Origin of the sequence: Vibrio sp. CCB-PB317 (genome assembly GCF_022808245.1) — a bacterium.
GTDB classification, from domain to species: Bacteria; Pseudomonadota; Gammaproteobacteria; order Enterobacterales; family Vibrionaceae; genus Vibrio; species Vibrio diabolicus.
Genome location: NZ_JALGNU010000003.1, coordinates 339,845 through 360,975, shown reverse-complemented (window position 1 = coordinate 360,975; position 21,131 = coordinate 339,845). Strand labels below are relative to the sequence as shown.

The 21,131-nt window shown below is 45.6% G+C and carries 20 protein-coding genes; 5 read left to right on the top strand and 15 right to left on the bottom strand.

The window, feature by feature from the left end; all coding sequences use genetic code 11:
• Positions 1–22: 22 nt before the first annotated feature.
• The 3 genes from ebgA (at position 23) to MTR11_RS18840 (ending at position 5,089) form a co-directional block, all read left to right on the top strand.
• On the top strand, positions 23–3,121 hold the full coding sequence (gene ebgA, locus MTR11_RS18850; RefSeq protein WP_243328195.1) for a beta-galactosidase subunit alpha: 3,099 nt from the start codon (positions 23–25) through the stop codon (positions 3,119–3,121).
• A 3-nt stretch (positions 3,122–3,124) separates the two neighbouring features.
• On the top strand, positions 3,125–3,577 hold the full coding sequence (locus MTR11_RS18845) for a beta-galactosidase subunit beta (RefSeq protein ID WP_020835434.1): 453 nt from the start codon (positions 3,125–3,127) through the stop codon (positions 3,575–3,577).
• Positions 3,578–3,655: 78 nt separating this feature from the next.
• Positions 3,656–5,089: an amino acid permease gene (locus MTR11_RS18840; RefSeq protein WP_005456559.1), complete on the top strand. Its 1,434-nt coding sequence runs from the start codon at positions 3,656–3,658 to the stop codon at positions 5,087–5,089.
• Positions 5,090–5,136: 47 nt separating this feature from the next.
• Here MTR11_RS18840 and MTR11_RS18835 read toward each other — a convergent pair whose 3' ends face one another.
• Complete coding sequence (locus MTR11_RS18835; protein ID WP_025534324.1) at positions 5,137–6,057, bottom strand: LysR family transcriptional regulator; 921 nt, start codon at positions 6,055–6,057, stop codon at positions 5,137–5,139.
• Positions 6,058–6,169: 112 nt separating this feature from the next.
• Here MTR11_RS18835 and chrA point away from each other — a divergent pair, with 112 nt between their 5' ends.
• Both chrA and MTR11_RS18825 read left to right on the top strand, forming a co-directional pair.
• Positions 6,170–7,309 carry a chromate efflux transporter gene (gene chrA, locus MTR11_RS18830; RefSeq protein ID WP_243328194.1) on the top strand — a complete coding sequence of 380 codons (1,140 nt, stop codon included), beginning with the start codon at positions 6,170–6,172 and terminating at the stop codon, positions 7,307–7,309.
• Positions 7,310–7,409: 100 nt separating this feature from the next.
• Entirely contained in the window at positions 7,410–8,525 is a 1,116-nt protein-coding gene (locus MTR11_RS18825) for a phosphatase PAP2 family protein (RefSeq protein ID WP_243328193.1), read from the top strand.
• 120 nt (positions 8,526–8,645) lie between these two features.
• Here MTR11_RS18825 and MTR11_RS18820 read toward each other — a convergent pair whose 3' ends face one another.
• The 14 genes from MTR11_RS18820 to MTR11_RS18755 all read right to left on the bottom strand — a co-directional run bounded on the left by MTR11_RS18820 (position 8,646) and on the right by MTR11_RS18755 (position 21,070).
• Positions 8,646–9,659: a tetratricopeptide repeat protein gene (locus MTR11_RS18820; RefSeq protein WP_134647091.1), complete on the bottom strand. Its 1,014-nt coding sequence runs from the start codon at positions 9,657–9,659 to the stop codon at positions 8,646–8,648.
• Between the two features lie 20 nt (positions 9,660–9,679).
• Positions 9,680–10,621: a type II secretion system F family protein gene (locus tag MTR11_RS18815; RefSeq protein ID WP_047008928.1), complete on the bottom strand. Its 942-nt coding sequence runs from the start codon at positions 10,619–10,621 to the stop codon at positions 9,680–9,682.
• 2 nt (positions 10,622–10,623) lie between these two features.
• On the bottom strand, positions 10,624–11,592 hold the full coding sequence (locus MTR11_RS18810; RefSeq protein WP_006742394.1) for a type II secretion system F family protein: 969 nt from the start codon (positions 11,590–11,592) through the stop codon (positions 10,624–10,626).
• Between the two features lie 9 nt (positions 11,593–11,601).
• The gene (locus tag MTR11_RS18805) at positions 11,602–13,047 is read right to left on the bottom strand and encodes a CpaF family protein (protein WP_006742393.1); all 1,446 of its coding nucleotides are present in this window, start codon (positions 13,045–13,047) and stop codon (positions 11,602–11,604) included.
• A 12-nt stretch (positions 13,048–13,059) separates the two neighbouring features.
• Positions 13,060–14,268 carry an AAA family ATPase gene (locus tag MTR11_RS18800; RefSeq protein WP_006742392.1) on the bottom strand — a complete coding sequence of 403 codons (1,209 nt, stop codon included), beginning with the start codon at positions 14,266–14,268 and terminating at the stop codon, positions 13,060–13,062.
• Between the two features lie 12 nt (positions 14,269–14,280).
• Entirely contained in the window at positions 14,281–14,799 is a 519-nt protein-coding gene (locus MTR11_RS18795) for a TadE/TadG family type IV pilus assembly protein (RefSeq protein ID WP_041852895.1), read from the bottom strand.
• A complete protein-coding gene (locus tag MTR11_RS18790) occupies positions 14,796–15,260 on the bottom strand; it encodes a TadE/TadG family type IV pilus assembly protein (protein WP_012841464.1) in 465 nt (154 codons plus the stop codon). The genes MTR11_RS18795 and MTR11_RS18790 overlap by 4 nt, the downstream gene beginning before the upstream one ends.
• Before the next feature lies 1 nt (position 15,261).
• Complete coding sequence (locus MTR11_RS18785) at positions 15,262–16,530, bottom strand: pilus assembly protein TadG-related protein (RefSeq protein ID WP_109169524.1); 1,269 nt, start codon at positions 16,528–16,530, stop codon at positions 15,262–15,264.
• Positions 16,531–16,555: 25 nt separating this feature from the next.
• Complete coding sequence (locus tag MTR11_RS18780) at positions 16,556–16,780, bottom strand: hypothetical protein (protein ID WP_012841463.1); 225 nt, start codon at positions 16,778–16,780, stop codon at positions 16,556–16,558.
• A 13-nt stretch (positions 16,781–16,793) separates the two neighbouring features.
• Complete coding sequence (locus tag MTR11_RS18775) at positions 16,794–18,257, bottom strand: type II and III secretion system protein family protein (protein WP_243328192.1); 1,464 nt, start codon at positions 18,255–18,257, stop codon at positions 16,794–16,796.
• A 7-nt stretch (positions 18,258–18,264) separates the two neighbouring features.
• Positions 18,265–19,020: a Flp pilus assembly protein CpaB gene (gene cpaB / locus MTR11_RS18770; protein ID WP_006742389.1), complete on the bottom strand. Its 756-nt coding sequence runs from the start codon at positions 19,018–19,020 to the stop codon at positions 18,265–18,267.
• 13 nt (positions 19,021–19,033) lie between these two features.
• On the bottom strand, positions 19,034–20,347 hold the full coding sequence (locus MTR11_RS18765) for an AAA family ATPase (RefSeq protein ID WP_243328191.1): 1,314 nt from the start codon (positions 20,345–20,347) through the stop codon (positions 19,034–19,036).
• Between the two features lie 61 nt (positions 20,348–20,408).
• On the bottom strand, positions 20,409–20,897 hold the full coding sequence (locus tag MTR11_RS18760; protein WP_041852894.1) for a prepilin peptidase: 489 nt from the start codon (positions 20,895–20,897) through the stop codon (positions 20,409–20,411).
• Positions 20,897–21,070: a Flp family type IVb pilin gene (locus tag MTR11_RS18755; protein WP_031781043.1), complete on the bottom strand. Its 174-nt coding sequence runs from the start codon at positions 21,068–21,070 to the stop codon at positions 20,897–20,899. Before MTR11_RS18755 ends, MTR11_RS18760 begins: the two co-directional genes overlap by 1 nt.
• Positions 21,071–21,131 lie beyond the last annotated feature (61 nt).

Genomic DNA, 21,131 nt, shown 5'->3' with positions numbered 1-21,131 from the left:
CAAGCCGAGGGGAGATCAAAACGTGAACAATTGGGAAAACTTCCAACACTTACACGAGAATCGTATGGCACCACGTGCGTACTTTTTCTCCTACGACTCAGTTCAGAGCGCACAAACCTTTCAACGTGAACTGAGTCGCCGCTTTATGTTGCTCAGCGGCCAATGGACATTCCGTTATTTCACCAACCCAATGTTGGTGCCTGATGCGTTTTACTCACAAACAATGAACGACTGGGGACACATTACCGTCCCAAACATGTGGCAAATGGAAGGCCACGGCGATCTGCAATACACCGATGAAGGCTTCCCATTCCCGATCGACGTCCCGTTTGTACCAACCGACAACCCAACGGGCGCTTATCAACGCACATTTACACTTGGTCCACAGTGGGATAACCAACAAACTATCATCAAGTTCGATGGCGTGGAAACCTACTTTGAAGTGTACGTAAACGGCGAGTACGTCGGCTTTAGTAAAGGCAGCCGACTCACAGCGGAATTCGACATTTCCAAGTTCGTCCAACAAGGCGAAAACTTGCTGTCTGTACGCGTGATGCAGTGGGCCGATTCCACTTACATTGAAGACCAAGACATGTGGTGGACGGCAGGGATCTTCCGCGATGCTTACCTTGTGGGCAAAGAGCAGGTTCACGTCCAAGATCTCACCATTCGTACCGATTTCGCCGACGATTACCAAAGTGCGACGCTCAGTGCTCAAATCGAATTGGAAAACCTTTCCACCGCTATCGCGTCTGGCTATACGCTGGAATACGCGCTGCATGACAAAGGCACTGTCGTAGCCAGTGGTCAATGCGATTCACTGACTATCCAAAACCACCACTCAACAAGCTTTGCGATTGATATGGTGAATCCAACGCATTGGACGGCTGAAACCCCTTACCTTTACCACTTGTTCATCACCTTAAAAGATCACCAAGGCAACGTAGTGGAAGTGATCCCACAACGCGTGGGTTTCCGTGATATCAAGGTGCGTGATGGCCTATTTTACATCAACAATCAATACGTGATGCTGCATGGTGTAAACCGTCATGACAACGACCACCTAAAAGGTCGCGCAGTGGGCATGGACCGCGTGGAAAAAGATCTGATTTTGATGAAGCAACACAACATCAACTCGGTTCGCACCGCACACTACCCGAACGACCCACGCTTCTACGAGCTGTGTGATATTTACGGCCTGTTTGTGATGGCAGAAACCGATGTGGAAACCCACGGCTTTGCCAACGTTGGCGACCTGAGCCGTATCACCAATGATCCAGCATGGGAAGCGGTGTTTGTTGATCGCGCAGTGCGTCATGTTCATGCGCAAAAGAACCACCCTTCGATCATCATGTGGTCACTCGGTAACGAATCGGGTTATGGCTGTAACATCCGTGCGATGTATGCAGCGACCAAAGCAATTGATGATACCCGTTTGGTTCACTACGAAGAAGACCGCGATGCTGAAGTGGTCGATGTGATTTCCACTATGTACTCACGCGCTCAACTGATGAATTACTTTGGCGAACACCCACACGAGAAGCCACGCATTATCTGCGAATACGCACACGCGATGGGCAATGGACCAGGTGGCCTGACGGAATATCAAAATGTGTTCTATGCGCACGACCACATTCAAGGTCACTACGTTTGGGAATGGTGTGATCACGGCATTCTAGCGCGTGATGAACACGGCCAAGAGTTCTACAAATACGGCGGCGATTATGGCGACTACCCAAACAATTACAACTTTTGTATGGATGGTTTGATTTACCCAGATCAAACCCCAGGCCCAGGCCTGAAAGAATACAAACAAGTGATTGCGCCAGTGAAAATCCGCGCCGTTGAAGGTTGCCATGACCGCTTTATCGTTGAGAACAAATTGTGGTTCACCAGCCTCGATGATTACACCATTACTGCTGATGTGCGTGCCGAAGGTGAAACCTTGCGAAGCGTGCAATTCAAAGTCGAAGCTTTGGTCGCCAACAGCGAACGTGAAGTGACCATCGACTTGCCAGAATTGGATGAGCGCGAAGCCTTCATCAACTTCACCGTACGCAAAGACAGTCGCACGCTTTACAGCGAAGCCAACCATGAAATTGCGGTGTATCAGTTCCAACTGAAAGAAAAGACCGCGTCTGCATCTGCGTTCATCAATCGCAACGCACAACCTTTGGTGATTAACGAAAGCCGTTTGGAACACGTAATTGAAGGCTATAACTTCGCGCTTACTTTCTCGAAAGTAAACGGCAAGCTGACTTCTTGGCGCGTAAATGGCGAAGAGATCATTCAATCAGAGCCGAGACTGAACTTCTTCAAACCGATGATTGATAACCACAAACAAGAGTATGAAGGTTTGTGGCACCCAGCGCACCTGCAAATCATGCAGGAGCACTTCCGCACACTTGCTGTGGAAGCAACTGATGATTCCGTCTTGATTACGACCACCAGCATCATTGCGCCGCCGGTCTTTGATTTTGGCATGCGTTGTACCTATCGTTATCAAATCAATGCTCACGGCCATTTGAACGTGGAACTGAGTGGCGAGCGCTACGGCGACTACCCTCACGTGATTCCGGTCATCGGCTTGGATTTGGGCATCAACGGCAGCTTTGATCAAGTGAGTTACTACGGTCGCGGCCCAGAAGAAAACTACCAAGACAGTTGCCAAGCCAACCTCATTGATGTTTACCACACCAATGTGGCGGACATGTTCGAGAACTACCCGTTCCCGCAAAACAACGGCAACCGCCAACACGTGCGCTGGGCATCGCTCACCAACCGTCATGGCACAGGGTTATTGGTGAAACCTCAGCAAGAAATCAACTTCAGCGCGTGGTTCTACACCAACCAAAACCTGCATCAAGCGCAACATACGATCGAGCTAGAAAAGAGTGGCTACATCACCCTTAACCTTGACCATCAAGTGATGGGGTTAGGCTCGAACTCATGGGGCAGCGAAGTGCTCGACTCTTACCGCGTGTACATGGACGAGTTCCGTTACGGTTTGACGCTGATGCCACTGCAAGCAGGCGATTGCAACGCACACGTGATGGCAAACCATGATTTCGACAACGCGTTTTTCACTCAAACCAATACTCAATCAGTCAACGAGGGGTAATCCATGATCGTGTTAGACAGCTTAGAGCAATTCAAACAGGTATATCGCAACGGTCGTAAATGGAACCGCTGTGTGGAAGCCATTGGCAACATCGGCAACATCAAAGATGGCGTGATGCACTCGATTGGCGATTCACTGGTTTACATGGTTGAAGATGGCATCGCGAAACAAACCGAAACGTTTATCGGTAACCGTCGTTACTTCGATGTGCATTACTACCTCGAAGGCCGAGAAACCGTTGAGTTCGCGGATAAAACCGCTTTGACACTAGAACAAGCTTATCGTGATGAAACCGACCGCGAATTTTTTTCTGGTCAGGGTGAAACACGTGAGCTTTGCGAAGGCCAAGTGGCGATTTTTGAAAACAGTGAAGCGTACCGCTTCCATGGAGACAACCGCGTAAGAAAAGTGGTGCTCAAAGTGACCATAGAAGATGGCTACTTCCTAAATAAATAAAACAAGAGAAGGGCTGTGGTCACAGCATTACAAGCCCTTCCTCCCTACAATTCCAACGTGATTCACCGGAGATAGAACATGTCTGAATCCAAACGTAATACGATAGGCAAATTCGGGTTGTTGTCCCTCACCTTTGCCGCAGTATTTAGCTTTAATAACGTAATCAATAACAACATCGAGATCGGTCTAGCTTCTGCGCCAATGTTCTTTCTGGCGACCATTTTTTATTTCATCCCTTTCTGTTTGATCATCGCAGAATTCGTATCTCTGAATAAAGATTCTGAAGCGGGGGTCTACGCATGGGTAAAAAGCTCACTCGGCGGTCGCTGGGCGTTTATCTCTGCCTACACTTACTGGTTCGTTAACCTATTCTTCTTCACGTCCTTGCTGCCGCGTGTTATCGCTTATGCGTCTTACGCGTTCTTGGGCTATGAATACATTCTGACGCCATTCACCACTACCGTGCTCAGTATGATTTTGTTTGCGTTTGCGACCTACGTATCGACAAACGGCGCGAAAATGTTGGGGCCAATTACGTCGGTGACCTCCTCCCTCATGCTGCTACTGACAATGTCGTACATTTTACTGGCTGGCGCTGCGTTGATCGGCGGCGTAGAACCGGCTGATCCAATTACCGTAGAAGCGATGATCCCTGATTTCAGCTGGGCATTTTTAGGCATTACTACATGGATCTTTATGGCGGCAGGCGGTGCGGAATCGGTCGCGGTTTACGTAAACGATGTGAAAGGCGGCTCGAAATCGTTCGTTAAAGTCATCATCATCGCAGGTATCTTTATCGGTGTGCTTTACTCAGTCGCGTCTGTTTTGATTAACGTTTTTGTTCCTAGCGAAACCCTAAAATACACGGGCGGATCGGTTCAAGTATTTGAAGGTTTGGCTGCGTACTTTGGTTTGCCAGAAATATTGATGAACCGCTTCGTAGGCTTGGTATCCTTCACCGCTATGTTTGGCTCTCTACTGATGTGGACAGCAACGCCAGTGAAAATCTTCTTCTCTGAGATTCCAGAAGGCATTTTTGGTAAGAAAACCGTAGAGCTGAACGAAAACGGCGTACCAGCTCGCGCAGCTTGGTATCAATTCCTTATCGTTATCCCACTGATGATCATCCCAACATTAGGTTCTAACACCGCTCAAGATCTGATGAACACCGTGATCAACATGACCGCGGCGGCATCCATGCTCCCACCACTGTTCATCATGTTGGCGTACCTGAATCTGCGCTTAAAACTGGATCACGTCGAGCGTGATTTCAAAATGGGCTCACGCAAAATGGGCATCGCTACCGTATCGGTACTGATCGCTATCTTTACGGTTGGTTTCTTAGCATCGACCTTCCCTACTGGGGCCGACATCATGACCATCATTTTCTACAACGTTGGCGGTATCGTGATTTTCCTTGGCTTTGCTTGGTGGAAGTACAGCCAATACGAAAAATCATTGAATCAGGAAGAACGTATAAAAGAGGCCGCGCCAGCTTCGCAAGCGGTATAACACAGACTCTCAATGACAAACATTCTGGGCACCCTTTGGTGCCCTTTTTATATGTGAGAGGTGATGGTCGAAGAAACCAACTCGCGTAGCCAAATGCCTTTGTCTTCATTGTTTCGGCTGGAATGCCACAGCATGGCAATATCAAAATCCGCAACGGCGATCGGCGGCTTAACAGTAATGAGATCGTCCGAAAAGCCCTCCGCCAACGCCATTTTTTCTGGCACGATGGCAATGAGATCGCGCTTTTTCAATAAATGCCGAATGGTGAGAAAGTTGCGCGACGCCACGGTGACTTGACGGCTCAAGCCATGTTCTGCGAGCTTTTGGTCTACTTGTGTCTTTAAGCTCCCATCGGGACTTACCAGAGCTTGCTCTATGTTCGCGAACGCTTCCAGAGAGAGCTGTGTTTCCCCTTTCAATACCTGTTTATCACACATACACACGTGTTTTTCCGTGTACAAGTACAAGCTCTCAAAGTTGTCATCCAACACCGGCATGCTGCCAATAATGACATCGAGCTTTTCGTGCTCAGTTAATGCCACGTAGTTGCTACGATTGACGTTAATAAAACTGATCTGCGCCTCTGGTGCGCGCTGGCGTATTTCGTCATAAAGCCGAGGAGCAAAAATAAACTCGGCATAATCCGTTAACCCAATGCGACATACACCCGCGTAATTTTCAGGTTGAAAGGCAGACTTAGTGAGCAAGTCTTTGGCGATAGAATCCAACAAGTGATGCACAGTTGGCGCGATGTGGTGAGCGTGCTCGGTGGGCTCCATCTTGTGTCCTTTTCGCTCAAAAAGCGGGTCGTCAAACAACAACCTTAAACGAGACAAACTATGACTCATCGCCGACTGGCTAACGTAACTTTTCTCTGCAGCGACGCTAACGCTTCGATGTCGATACAAGTAGGAAAACGTCACCAATAAGTTCAAGTCAATGTTGCGCCACTGAATGTCCTCTTTCACCTCAATACCTTCATCCCATTTCATTCATAAATGAAATTAAATCTATCAATTTGAGTCATTTTAGAGCATCCGATAAATTAGCAACAATGCTTTTTAGATAAACAGGCTCGACATGTTCACCATCTTCAAAACTTTTTTCTGGCTGGGTTGGTTCAGCTTCGGCGGCCCTGCGGCTCATATTGGTTATTTTCGCCAAACCTTTGTTGAGAAACTGAAATGGCTTGATGACAGCGAGTACGCGCAAATTGTCGCGCTCAGTCAGTTTTTGCCGGGACCGGGCTCAAGCCAAGTTGGCTTTGCTTTAGGCTATAAACGTGGCGGTTTAGGTGGCGCATGCGCAGCATTTGTCGGATTCACGCTTCCTTCGGTGATCATCATGTTGGCGCTGGCAATGGTGAGCAGCCAAATCACCGACACAGCAGTGTTCCAAAACATCGTTCACGGCCTAAAACTGCTCGCAGTCGTCGTCGTGGCGGATGCGGCTTGGGGCATGTACAAAAACTTCTGCCAAGGCAAACTGACCGCGGGTTTGTGCGTCGCGACTGCGATTGCGTTGCTGGTGGCACCAAGCATCATGACGCAAATGCTCGTGTTGCTCGCAGCAGGTTTTGTCGGCATGCGATATCTGAAGAAAGACTCCGCGCCATCAGCCGAGCCGTTTAAACCGTCTATCGCACCATTGGCTCTATTTACGGTGCTTTTGCTCGGCTTACCGTTAGTGGCTCATACGTTACCTTTGCTTGGACTGTTTAGTGATTTTTTCCAAGCTGGTAGTTTAGTGTTTGGTGGCGGTCATGTGGTGCTGCCGCTTCTACAAAACATTGTTGGCGACCAGCTCAGCCAAGATGCATTTTTAACAGGCTACGCCGCTGCACAAGCTGTACCGGGGCCAATGTTCACCTTTGCGACTTTTATCGGTTATGAGCTTTCGGATACGCCAATTTTAGGTGCGCTGATCGCAACGCTTGGCGTATTCCTCCCAGGGTTTCTTTTACTGCTTGGCGTTCTTAAAAACTGGCAAGCACTGGCAGGCAAACCGCTGGTCTCCGGCGCCATCAACGGTGTAAATGCCTCAGTTGTAGGGTTGCTACTCGCGGCACTTTACCAGCCAGTATTTAGCAGCGCAGTTGTTGCTCCCATCGACATGGCGTTAGTGATTGCGGGTTTCTATCTACACAAAAAGATCAACCTTTCGGTGCTGTGGATGATCGTGTTTTTTGTGGCGGCAGGCCTTGTCACGGGCATGATGTAAAAATCTTAAACGACAAACTCTTAGCGGGCACTTAAAGACAAGTGCCCGTTTTCTCAACTAAGCTTAATGACATTGGAAGGATAGAGATGACGGATCGTCGATGGAACAAGACAACAATTACCAGATCAACGTAAGTTGGCAGCAAAAAGCAGCGACTTGGCTCCAGTCTATGAAGAACGAGTTATTGAACGATAAGATTTTCTACACCTATTGCTTTATCTCGACTGCTGTCATTTATCTTTGTTCTTTATACCTCGACTTCCCTATTGATTACTCTTTTACCACTTACCTTGAAACGCTCATGCAAGCTTTGTATGTCACAGGTTTAAGCTGGTGTATCTATTATTATTTCTATCTCATACTGCGCAAAGAAAAACAGCCAGCAAAGTGCTTCATACGAAAACTGAAGCATCTTATTTTTCCACTCCACCGCCCTGTATCAGTGTTTGTTTCGATGATGGCACTTAACCTGATTTTCTCTAACCACACGTTTTTGAAATCGCTTATTCCAATCATCAATCCTTTTAAATGGGATCTAACCTTTGCGAATATTGATACGCTGTTGCACTTCGGCGTTGCACCTTGGGAATTGACCCATGCATTATTCTCCAATGCTTGGGCCTCACTGACGCTAAACGTTGCCTACAACGCATGGTTTTTTTGTATGTGGGGTATACTCATCTTTTTCCTTATCTACAAAAAATACCCGTTGGTAAGGCAACAATTTTTACTCACGTTCGCATTGTCTTGGATGATTTTTGGTGTCTTCTTCGCCACGTTACTCTCTTCAGCAGGTCCTTGCTACGTGGAGCTTATCACCGGAGATGAACAGTTTGTTCCTCTGATGAAAACGCTCGAAGCCCAAAGCCAATATCTTACCAATGTGGACGCTGGGCAATTGTGGGCATTGCCTACACAGCAATATCTTTGGGATGAGTACATCGCGAATGCCAATGGTATTGGCTCTGGCATTTCGGCAATGCCGAGTTTGCACGTTTCCATTGCTGTTTTGATGGCGCTATCAATTTATAGACTCAACAAAACCACCGGCTACTTTGCTTACGCTTTCGCCGTCATCATTCAAATCGGTTCGGTACATTTAGCCTGGCATTATGCTATTGATGGCTACCTCGCAACACTCTTGACGGTGATGTTATGGAAGATAGTTGGTTGGGCTTTGCGGCGCTATGCTTCTTACCCTGAAAGAAGCGAATGAACGGCTAATTGAACAAACAATTTTACAACGGCACTACTCCCCCAGAAATGAAAAAGTCCCCAAAAATGAAAAAGCCACTCCATCTTGCTGAGTGGCTTTATTTTTAAATAGACTGTGAAGTTATTGGAGAAGCGCGGTAGAGGTATCCCCTCGCTCTCTTACCATTGCTAATGCTCGCTCTAAGTTTTTATTTGCCAGTTCATAATAGGCAGGGTTCTTATCAATAGCCTGTTGTAGATAAGGAATCGCCTCGCCTGGTTTGCCTTGAAGGATCAAGAAGTAACCAACATTGTTGAGTGCTTCCGGCTCTGTCATGTGTCGACTAAAAATACTCAGAGCTTGTCGTGGTTGATCTTTTGCCAGTGCAATGAGACCCAAGTTATTGATTCCCTTTTCATCCCCCGGCTTAATGCTCAGCGCAGCTTGAGTAAAGTGCGCCGCTTTTGAATAAGCTTTTTCCATGTAGTAGGAATAGCCTAGGCTGACTAAAGCATTGACGTTTCTTGAATCAATATCCAACGCTTTTCGAATTAATGCCTGCGCAATATCGTGGTCGCCACGAATGTCGTAAAGTACACCTAGACCAGAGTAAGCAGAAACCGGTGATTTATCATCATAGCGATACGTTGCAACGCTCTCAGCTGTAATATTGTCTTTGGTAATAATAGGATTGCCATCCATGCGAATTTGGTCAGCATTCAAAGCGCGGATGTAGTAACTCTTCCCGACATCCTTTTCGCCACGTTTCGTATACAGAGTGCCAAGTTCTGTGAGGGAACCAATGTGATCAGGGTTCTCTGCTAAAGATGCTCGAAATGATTTATCCGCAAGTTCTGAATTCTCTCTTGCCAAATGGATGCGCCCCACGGTGTATAAGGTTTTGTCTTTATGGACCGCGTTAGGAAAAGAGAGCGAGCGAATGTATTCATATAACGCTAAGTCGACATTTTTATTGCTTAATGCAATATCCCCTCGAGAGATTGCCTCCTCCTCTGTTTTTGGAGGTTCATCATTGGTGAGTGACTCAACGGGCTTACCTGAGTACAGCGTTGAATCGAAGTCTGATGACTGTTCAGTTGTTGAACATGCGGTAAGCACCAACAACGAGATGATGACGTATTTCTTAATCCACATAACGATCCCTATTTTGCTTTTTAATTAGAAAATGCCTCAGCCAATGAAATTAACGCAGGTCCAATAGCCACGATGAAAAAACATGGCCAAATAAACAGCACCATTGGAAACATCATTTTGACTGGGATTTTTGCAGCAATTTCTTCTGCTGCTTGTTGACGCTTATCCCTATAGTCTTCGGTATACTCACGCAAGGAGTTGACTAAGCTCCCACCTATTCGAGAGGCGTGGCTAAGCATGCTCACCAGCCCCATCAATTCTTCTAACCCTGTCCTTAATACTAGCTCTCTTAAGGCTTCAGGCATTGGTTTACCCGCTTTAATTTTATTGCACACCGTGTCAATTTCATCGGCAAGCTCTGGGTGAGAGATAACCAACTCATCTGCAACGCGGCGCAAAGCCGCATTAAAGCCAAGCCCTGACTCGGTACAAACCACCAGCAAATCGAGCATGTCGGGCACACCTGCACGAATCGCTTGCTGACGCTTGTTGACCATTCGGCGCAAAATAAAATCAGGAATCAGAAGCCCAATAAATACGGATAACGCCATGTAGGTGTACAGATATTTAGATTCCGGAATAGAGAAATACACCAGTGCTGCCACCATCACACCTAGTATTGTTGTGACCGATTTAATGGCATAAAACATCGACAATGCATTGCTTTCATGAAACCCAGCATGCATCAGTTTATTGCGTGTCGTTTGGCGCTCTTTTTCACTGGTTGGCGAAGTTAAAGGCGCTAACGACTCCAATGTGTCAGCCATTTTTTTGTTGTGGTGAGAGACTTCTTTTTTATCACCAGACAGTTCGGCTAACTTTCTTTTAATTGGCGAGTTGACCCCGATAATTATCGAGCCCAGCGTCATCACCACCAACACGGTGGTGATGAGGATCAACCCCATGAGTAACGTCTCTTGGCCGACAGCAAAACCGTTTAACCATCCTTGAATGCTTTCCATAGCTACACCTCAATATTGACGATTTTACGAATCCACAGCGTGCCGATAAATAAGGCCACCATCCCACCAATCACCATTTTGATCCCCATAGGGTGCGTATGAAGCAGCTCAATATACTCAGGCCGAACGAGTGAAATGATGACGTACAACCCAAACGGCGCTAATACTAATACCCATGCCGACATTCGAGATTCCGCAGAAATGGTTTTGATTTTTCGAGCGAGTTTGAAACGAGCACGTAGGATATGAGAGAGCTTTTCAATGTTTTCGACTAAGTTACCACCCGTTTCTTTTTGCAGTAACACCGCACTCGAGAAAGCAAGCATGGATACCGTAGGGGTTCTTTCTGACATTTGCATAATCGCCAAGCGGAGGTCATAACCATAGTTGAGTAAGTTAAAGGTATTCATGAACTCAGGGCCAAGCGGCGCACTGACCTCTCTGCCTACTTCCCCAAACGCCTGTGTAATTGGCTGACCGGCCTGTAGTACTCGCTTAATGATATCGAGCGCCTCTGGCAGTTGCTCTTCGAACTTCATTAAACGATCTGCAATTCTTTTCTGTAGGTAGAAGTAAACCGACACCCAACAAGCGACAGCAACACCGGCGCAGAGGTACCAAACTTGCCCGAATAAGAACAGAAATAGCCCAACCGCAACCCCACCGAGGAAGGTGAGAAAAATAAACCGACTGAACCCCATGTGTATCCCAGCCAATTCCAATTTCTTCTTAAAGTTATCGAATAGGCTGAACCTCACAAGCCATCGCTCTAATGGAGAAAGGTTTTTGAGCGAGTTTTCCCTTAGTAGAGAAATACTCTCTTGATCGATGTGTTTATGGCTTTCGTGTATCCGCTTAATTAACTGCTTATGCTTAACCTTTTTACCCGCAGAAGGCAGAATTAACGCCTGGCTAATAAAGAATACGGACAAAAAAAGCAGCACAAGAAAAAGGGGGAATTGACTATCCATAGCAATCTCCTAACGGGCTTTTTCATTGAATATTTCAAATGGTACGTCTAAGCCTCGTTTTACTAATTGGTCATGACAGCTTGGTACAATCCCTGTTGCCATGTAATCACCTAGCACATTGCCTTCTTGATCGACCCCTCTTCTTTGGAAGGTGAAGATCTCCGACATGGTGATAACGTCGCCTTCCATGCCATTGATTTCTTGTACGCTGACCATGCGGCGTTTACCATCTTCTTGGCGATCCATTTGCACGACAATATTGATGGCGGAGGCAATCTGCGCTCTCAAGTTTTTGGTCGACACGTTCCAACCCGCCATCGAGAACATATTCTCAATACGGCTCAACGCATCCCTTGGTGTGTTCGCGTGAATGGTGGCCAGCGACCCATCATGACCCGTGTTCATTGCCGATAACATATCCACCGCTTCTGAGCCACGAACCTCACCAACAACTATCCGGTCAGGACGCATACGTAGCGAGTTTTTCACTAAATCGCGCTGAGATATTTCGCCTTTACCCTCGATGTTAGAAGGACGTGTTTCTAAGCGAATAATATGTGGTTGTTGGAGTTGTAACTCTGCCGAATCCTCAATGGTCACAATACGTTGATCACTTGGAATGAAGCCCGACAAAATATTCAGCGTGGTTGTTTTACCAGAGCCTGTACCACCAGAAATAAGGATATTCATTTCCCCCACAACCGCAGCATTGAGAAACTTCGCCATCTCTGGAGATAACGAACCAAGCTCTAATAGGTTATCCATATTCAAACGTTCAACTGCAAAACGTCGAATAGAAACGGAAGGGCCATCAATGGCAAGAGGAGGAATAATCGCATTGAAACGCGAACCGTCTTTGAGTCGAGCATCCACCATTGGTGATGCTTCATCGATTCTTCGTCCAACCTGGCTAACAATGCGGTCAATGATGTTGCGCAGATGGCGCTCATCTAAGAAGGTATGTGGCGTTTTCTCGAGCTTACCAAAACGTTCGACAAAGATATTTTTCGGACCATTGACCAAGATATCTGAGATCGTTGGGTCTTCAAGCAGCGGTTCCAGCGGCCCTAGACCAAACACTTCATCTTCAATTTGATGGATTACGCGATTGCGAGCTTCAGAGCTCAACGGGTGTGTTTGATCTTCAGCAATGAGCTGAACGACCGCTTCGCGTAACTCCTCTTTCGCGCGATCTTCTTGCAAGTGCGATAGAAGCCCGAGATCCAAGGTATCCAGTAGCTTTTTGTGATAGTAGTGTTTGATCGAGAGATCTTGTTCTAGCTGTTTTTTCTGCTCCTCGATCGCTTTCATCTTGGCTTCAACAGGCGATAAAGCCCTTTGCTCATCTGACGTATCTTCGTCAGATTTTGCCAACTCGACATTCACAACTTTGGATTCTTTTGTTTCATCTACGGAATTGAAAGAACTCCCGACGCCTTTCCGTTTGAAAAACATAACTCCCCCTTACTAAGAAAATAGTTTTTTGATCCAACTTTGATTCTCTTTGGTCGGACTTTCTAATAAGTGCGATATTTCAGCCAAAGAAGCTTTCAGCGCACTATTTTTCTTAGATTGAACAATTGGGTTACCCAAATTAGCGCTCTCGATAGCAATAGCAAAATTATTAGGTACTAAATGTATCGCATGTCCACTAACTGCATTTTCAATGTCTTTCAAAGATATTGTTGATTTCTTTTCAAAACGATTAACAATCAGTTCAACCTGATGACTACTTAAACCATAGTCTAATTCTAAAGAACGTATATAGCTGACAGCATGCTTAACCGAAGTAACATTCTGCTGCATAATTAAAAAGATATGCGTAGCCGGAGAAACAATTTGTTGATAAACATGCTCAACACCATGAGACAAATCCACAATAATATGTGAGTAAAACTGTCTCAGAATAGGTAATAACTTACTGACTTGAACTGCGTGTTTATGATTATCCTTGGTATCATTTTGGTTAAAACATAAATAATTCAAACCTGAAGGATGTTGATATACGAGACCTTCTAGTGATAACTCATCCAAATCATTAACAGAATCAATAACATCATTAATATTGTATTTTGGCTTACAGTTTAAATAATCGGCCGCATCACTAAACTGCATATCTAAGTCAATGAGCAATACTTTACTCTTCGCGTAACTTGACAGTTCTATCGCGGTGTTGATCGCCAGTGTTGTTGCACCCGAACCACCTTTTGTATTGATAAATAAAGTTAAATCGCCCATTTGTTTATTGGCAATCTTTTCATCCGCGGTCGATTTTAATAGCGGATAAAGCTCACCAAGATCAACAGAACGCGACAAATAGTCTGTTGCGCCAAGCCTCAATGCCATTTTGAGAGATGCCGTATCGTTTTCATCACCAAAGACAATCAAAGCGGTGTGATTATGCTGTAAGCTACTGTCACTAGAGTACACATGAGCCACTTTCTGCGCCCAACTTTCACCGGTTTCAATATAAATAAGATCGGGAATTTGCTTATTTTTAACAAAGTCTAAATTAAAAGACTCTAGCTCTATCCAATCAATATTTAGATTGACACATTCGGATAATTCATCAGCAATATGAATTTTAAAGTTTGACGTAGAATAAACTATCCAAACAATCAAGTTAGTTTTTAAACTTTTATATGTTTCTTCATTTATTTTAACTGGTTTCAACATAAAGCTACTCCATTAGCAATCCGTAATGACATTGGTCCCTTCGGGTCTAAGTATTCCTAAACTCTCTGCAGGCAATATAGTTTCAAAAGCTGGAGTACTCCCTACTGCATTAATTAAAGCAGCTAAAACAAAAAACTGAAAAGTATAATTTACCGCTCTTGCTCGAACATATTTAATTTGAGAAAACTGCGCATTTAATACGTCATTAGACGCTGGAGGGGTAGAAAGAAAGCCTGATACATCAACACTTGCACCAGCTTCATCAAGATAATCTATCTGTAAATTACTCGCAGAAAAGCCTGATGGATAGAGATCTGATACAGCTGGTAAGTTAGGAATGTCATCCCTATCAGCGATATAGCACACGGTAGCAAGCCTCGCAGCTCTTCGTGTTACCTCATTGACCATTTGCACCGAAAAGAAATAGATCGCAAACTCGATGATCAAAAACAGGACTAATATAACGGCCAAAGCGATTACCGAGAACTCAAGCTGAGTCACTCCTTTTTGTTTCGTTATCAATCGTTTCATGGGCCTGTCCTCATAGACGTGGTCGCCCCAATGCTAAATTGCAAAGAAGTGCTCGAAAAAGGTAAAGTCGAGAATATCGGCACGTAATTGTAAGTCGCCGATAGAGTGACCACCTTATTGGTACTCGTTGGTTGGGTAATGACAATATCGTCCACACTGATATGGTCTATCACAGGTGTAGTAGAGGCAATTGGGCTTCCATACACAACGACATTCTTGATACTGGTTTCGTCAGCAATTGACTCAAAGTTCAACGTGCCGTACGTATCAACGACCGCATACCTTGCCCCATTCTGCAGCGCTTTATTAACCTCGGTATACTGAATAAAAGCTCGGCTCACATCGATCACTAACACGGTGAGCATCAATAGCACTGGCAAGGCGAGAATAAACTCTATGATTGCCAGCCCTTGTTGACTGCAAATATTTGGCCTTTGATGCTTTCTATTTGAATACAACATATCAAGAGGCCCCGCTAAACGGATCTTTGTATAGCTGGATACGGTAGAAGCCTTTATCTGTCGGATCCGTGCCAGTCGAACCGTTATTAATTAAACAATCATAAAGAAATTGCCCAAATACTGATGATTGACCTGAGTTACTGACTTTTTGTAGTAAAAAGAAGCAACCAAAGCCCAAAACATCAAAATCAGACTTACCAGTAGAAGCCGTACAATCTACGATAGGGATACGTAAAATCCGGCGTCCGTTCAGACCACCATCACCTGTATAACTACTGCCATCACAAGCTCCTCCGCTTTCACAAGAGCTTAGCTCCTGACGATAGTTGGCGTAATACAGATCGCCTGCGTACTCCGCATCGGTCTCAGCCAAAACATCGGGCTCTCTCACGTATTTGTCTGGTAAAACCGTTCCGTCATTTTTAATCGGTCCCGAAAAGTCGTTGAGCCTCACATTCAGTCCCTGTGCAACTGGACCTGCACTATTACCTGGTTTAGTCGTAACGGTATCGCCAATTGAGGCGCAACCGTTGTAAGCACCAGACAATGCATCACGAACTAAGGCTGCACCACTATTACCCGTTCCTTGCCCAAAATCGAGTAACTGAAAGTTCCCGGGCCCCATATCGGTGTTATTCTGATCCCCGACTTTCAGCTCATGCACTAGAGAAGGATCCATATCTACATTAGGGTCGTAACCCGGCGGACGATACCCCCATGCATCACTCACATCACCAGCAGGATCACCACACATGGCGATTGGCGTTAAATTACACGTATATGCAATAGCCGCACTCCGCCCTGCAACCGCACTCGCAGACACCTCTTTATCAATCCCAAACAAACCACTCAGATACTGCGTTAGGCTAATATCGGTGACCGCTACGCGGACATAAATATCGTACTCCCCCAATGGCGGTGTAAAACTTGCTGCACTTACAAACGTCTGCATATCATGCGAGAATGTCACTGCTGTATTACTGTCACTAAACGTCAGCTCAGAATTTCCAGGCTCGGTTGATATTCCACTAAGCGTTGTTCTCACTGCGGTTTCAGCCTGATTCACATCCTCTGTCTTATCGGCAACGACAGCACCTGCAAGGGCCGCAGTATCGACCGCATTCTGTAAACGTGTTTTATTAAGAACTTGGTGATTTAAATCAATACCAAACGCCGCAACGCCTAGCAGAATCAACAAAACCAAGCTTATCAACACTAAGGTAATCCCTTTCTGGGTTCGCCTTGGTGCTATATGCATATTCCTTCGCATAGCCCCTCCTAAGTGAACACATCACTTACTCATCTTTGGCTACCCCGTTGTTGTTATATACCTCTAAGCTAACTTGTGTACGCTCACCACTACCTTCCGGTAAATAACCCAAATTCTCATACCACGCTTCTGGATTAAGAGTTTGTTCAGCGCGCAACTGGCTAACCGAGATACCAAGCTCGGGGTCATTCGCACAGCCAAACAAGCCGAATGATGTGAAACAAATGGTCATTATCATTATGCTTTTCATCTTGCTCTCCCACTTATAGACTGTGCCCAAACTTGCCCTCAGAGCCACCTTCTGACGAACCGTATTGAATAAAGTTGTTGTTAGTATCTTCTTCGCTGATGTCGTTTAGCTGGTATCTATCGAAATCCAACTCAGCACCTTTACCAAGCAAATAGAACTCCACATCGTTCGGAGCCACAAAGCCATCCGTTGGCAGTGTGATTCGACGTCGATCGATTGGGGTTGCTAATCGAGGGGTGACCAGAATGACAAGTTCTGTTTCCCCAGAGGTAAATTCTTCACTCTTAAACAAGCGACCTAGCACAGGTAGATCACTCGCACCAGGTATACCATTCGCAACGTTACGGGCGTTTTCACTCAATAAGCCTGCAATACCAATGGTTTGGCCATCAGCCAGCTCAATCGTGGTGCCAGCACTTCGTTTAGTGATTGGCGGAATAAAGAACGTGGCATTCACTTCGTTTGGATTAAACGTCAGCACACCTGAGTTGGAGATTTCACTCACATTGACGTTCAATTTGAGGTTGATTCTCTTATCACTCAAAATAAACGGAACGAAGTCGAGTTGAACACCGTACTCTTTATAATCGATGGTAATACCATCTTCATTTGGTACTGGAATTGGGAATTCACCACCAGCGACAAACTCGGCTTGCGTACCACTTAATGCGGTAAGGCTAGGCTCTGCCAACACTTTCGCCACGCCATTTTGTTTCGCCACATCAAGCGCGAAGGTAAACAAGGTATTGCTATCGATAAACGACCCTAGAAAACCGAAATCTTCGACTGTTGGGACGTTCAAAATCGGTCCAATGCCATCAATACCGCCACCAGCCGTCGTACCGCCCCAGGTAAAGTCTCCACTTCTTTGGAAAAAGTGGAAGTTTGAATCAAAGCGTCTTACTAGTGTGCGCTGCACTTCGGCAACGGTCACTTCTAGCGTCACCTGTTGAGCCCCGCCAATAGCAAGTAGATTGATCACCATGCTGTCATCATCTTTAGAGCTGTCATCTTCTTCATCTGCCGCTTCACCCAAAGCGAAGGTTTCAGCAATTTTGACCGCAGTGTCCATGTTTTGCTGACTGCTGACCAAGCCTCTAAGTACCACTTTTTCTTGCGCACTGTGCACTTCGATATTTTCATCCGGCAAGAACTGATAAAGCTTCGACTTAAGCGTGTTTAGATCATGCGTGACTTCCACGTTAAACTGCTCAATTAACCGGCCTCGGCGATCCCACACCGACACATTCGTAGTACCTAACTTCTTACCAATAAGAAACAGCTCGTTCGATCTGAGCACTAAAATATCCAAGACTTCTGGATCCCCTAATGTCACTTTCTTCGCTTGGCCGGATATCATCAATTGGGTTGATTGGTGATGCGCAACGGTCACGACTTTTCCTGACTGCACCGTGGCTGCGTTAACAGACAAGCTGACAAAAAGTAACTGGCTAACGAGTAATATTATTGTTTTCATAATTCACCTAATTGCTGACTCGGACACTGGATGCCTGAGATCCCTTAATAATGGTCACACTAGGTCGTGGCGTGTATTTTCTTGCTACAACAGGTTTATCCACTTCATGAGGGTTGCGTAGAGCAAGTTGAATGTCGCCTTTGCTGTTCGCCGATAAGAGCTTTTCTGCCTCTTTCGGTGTTACTTCTAAAGTCACCGCACGCACAATAACGGGTTTGTTATCATTGGTTTTGGCTGTTTGGTCGACCGCAAGAACGTTGATGTTTTTAAGCACCGTTTTTGTTGTGGCGTTTTTACCTTGTCCATAACTCACGGTATTCAATACATCGACCTTATTGCCCGGTAACAAGAACCCAGCCACACCGATAACGTCATTAACACGAATGGTGATTGCTCGTTTGTTTTCAGGGATTAAAGCAGCAAGTGTCGCGCCCTCACCGGGCAATGCAAGACGATTCGAATTAACCAGCTCGCCCGCATAAATGGTATTGGCAACAATTCTTCCCAATGCCTGTTCTTGTACTTTTAGCGTTTCATCGTCTATCCAATCCACTTCCATGAGCTTAGTAGACAAATGTTTCTCAGATAGAATCGTTCCTGGCTCTAGTTCCATGGCGGCAACTAAAACTGGGTGTCTTTCGACCTCTTCTAACTCGACAGTTGGTTGGTTTCTGCCATCCATCCATTGTTTAGCTATCAAAACGGCGGCAAGGCCGAAAACAATGGAGAGCAACAGCAACATGATGACTTGAGTCCGACTCATAATTTAGATCTCCCTATTCATCCACTGTGAAGTACAGTCCCCAGGCACGGGTTAAAATGTCTGATGAGACGACCTTCTCTTTCCCTTCGAACACCAAAATATCGCGGCTAATACCGAGTAAGTCTTTTGGTAAACAAGGGTAGTTGGCGACATCATTGTCGCGATGTAACTGACTTAACGTATCGAAAAACTCAGGCACAAGCGTCATTTGGTAATCTCTAGCAAGCGAAACCCAAAGCGCTTGATAATCTGTCAAACCAAGCGGTGTAAACTCGATCTTGTAGCCCAAACGACGTAAAAAAGCGGGGTCTGCAATTTTGCTTGGTGCAAAGTTGGAGGAGAATGCCAGAGTGAGCATAAACGGCACCGTGACTTGTTGACCATTTGGCAAAGCTAGGTGGTCAAATAAGTACTCCATTGGAACGATCCATCTGTTTAGCAGGGCATCAACAGGCATTGACTGACGACCAAGGTCATCAATCACCAAGATTCCGTTGTTAGCCATCATTTGCAGTGGCGCAATCCATACACGATTATGCTCGCTGTGGTTTACCTCAAGCATATCCAATGTCAGCTCACCGCCCACTTGAATGTTTGGTCTTTCACAAAGAACCCAGCGTTTGTCGTAATGCGTTTCCAACTTAACGAAAACCTGAGAATGGGAGTTGTCTAAACGACGGTGATGATGCTCTGAGAACACTTTGATGATGTTGCCATCGGCATATACGGCATAAGGAATGAATACCGAAGTGTTCATTGCATTGAGCACTCTTGATGCGACGTAACTTTTACCGGTACCCGCATGACCATACAGCAACAAAGCACGCCCCGAGTTAATAGCCGGCCCTAAAACGGGTATCAAATGATCCGAACCAAACACGTCAGACAGCGCTCGCTCAACATCATTGCGATTAATAGGATGCTTGCGAAGATCTTGTCCCTCAACAACCGTCCAATATTCTTCCAAAGAGACGGGAACAGGACCGATATACGGATCTTTTCTATACGCAATGTCTGCTTCTGCAAGCCCAAGCTCAGTTAAACTGTAGCGTACGTTGGAATACGATGTACTCAACTTGTCTGATGCTGGCTGATAAACTTCTACCCAACTTCGCTTTCTTAACTGCGCCAAAGCAAGCTCGACAATATTCGAAACAATACAAAGCCGTTGCGTTAATTCGATTAAGTCACATTTGGGATAGGCAGACAGATGTTTCAACACTAGGTTTTCAACAACTGAAGACGGCACGCCAAGACCCTCGACAGACGAAGGCACCTTTGGTGGATTTATTTGTGGCACGAGTTTTTCCCAATACACAGAGCCCATCACACTTCCCCTCTTGAAGTTGCCTAGTCAACTGATGCTGCATGCCATTTTTTATTATTATTTAATGGGTGTAGGAGAAATAAGCTAATCCAATTACGATTATCGGCGCGAAAGGAATGACTAACGGCTTATTAGACCTAAAGCCTGGTGTTACTTTTTCTAAGCAATACCCTTTTATCTGGTGTGATAGAGCAACACTAGTCGATGACACGTGTAACATTAGATAAAAAATGCCCACGATGCCTCCAGCAAGTATTATTCCAGTAGACGCTTCCCCAAGGTTACTCAGACCCAGCCATGCCCCTATGACGGCGAGTAACTTAACGTCTCCTCCAGCCATTACTTTGAACAGATACAGCGCGAAACACACTGCAAACGCAACCAACCCACCATATAAATGATCCAAGCCACTTGTTGCTGGGTTGTAAATTACGTTTGCAGTAACAGCAACCAAAAGCATAAGCACCGCTTTGTTTGGTATTCTGTGTTTCTGAGCGTCTGATACTCCAATCGCAATAAGCAATGACCAAATAACTAACTCGCTAACCATTACGAGCTGCTGATACGACCAGCTACTGAAGTAAACTTGTTAGACAAAGTCGTCCAGAAGCCTGAAGTCAAGAACGCTGTAACAATTAACGCCGCACCTAGAATGTACTCTAAAAGTGTTAGCCCCTCTTCATCTTCCATGAAGTCCTTGATTAGATTGCGAAAGTTATCCATATGATTATCCCCTTTAACGTATCTCGCTATTAATGATACAGGTCTCATGTGCACCTGAATC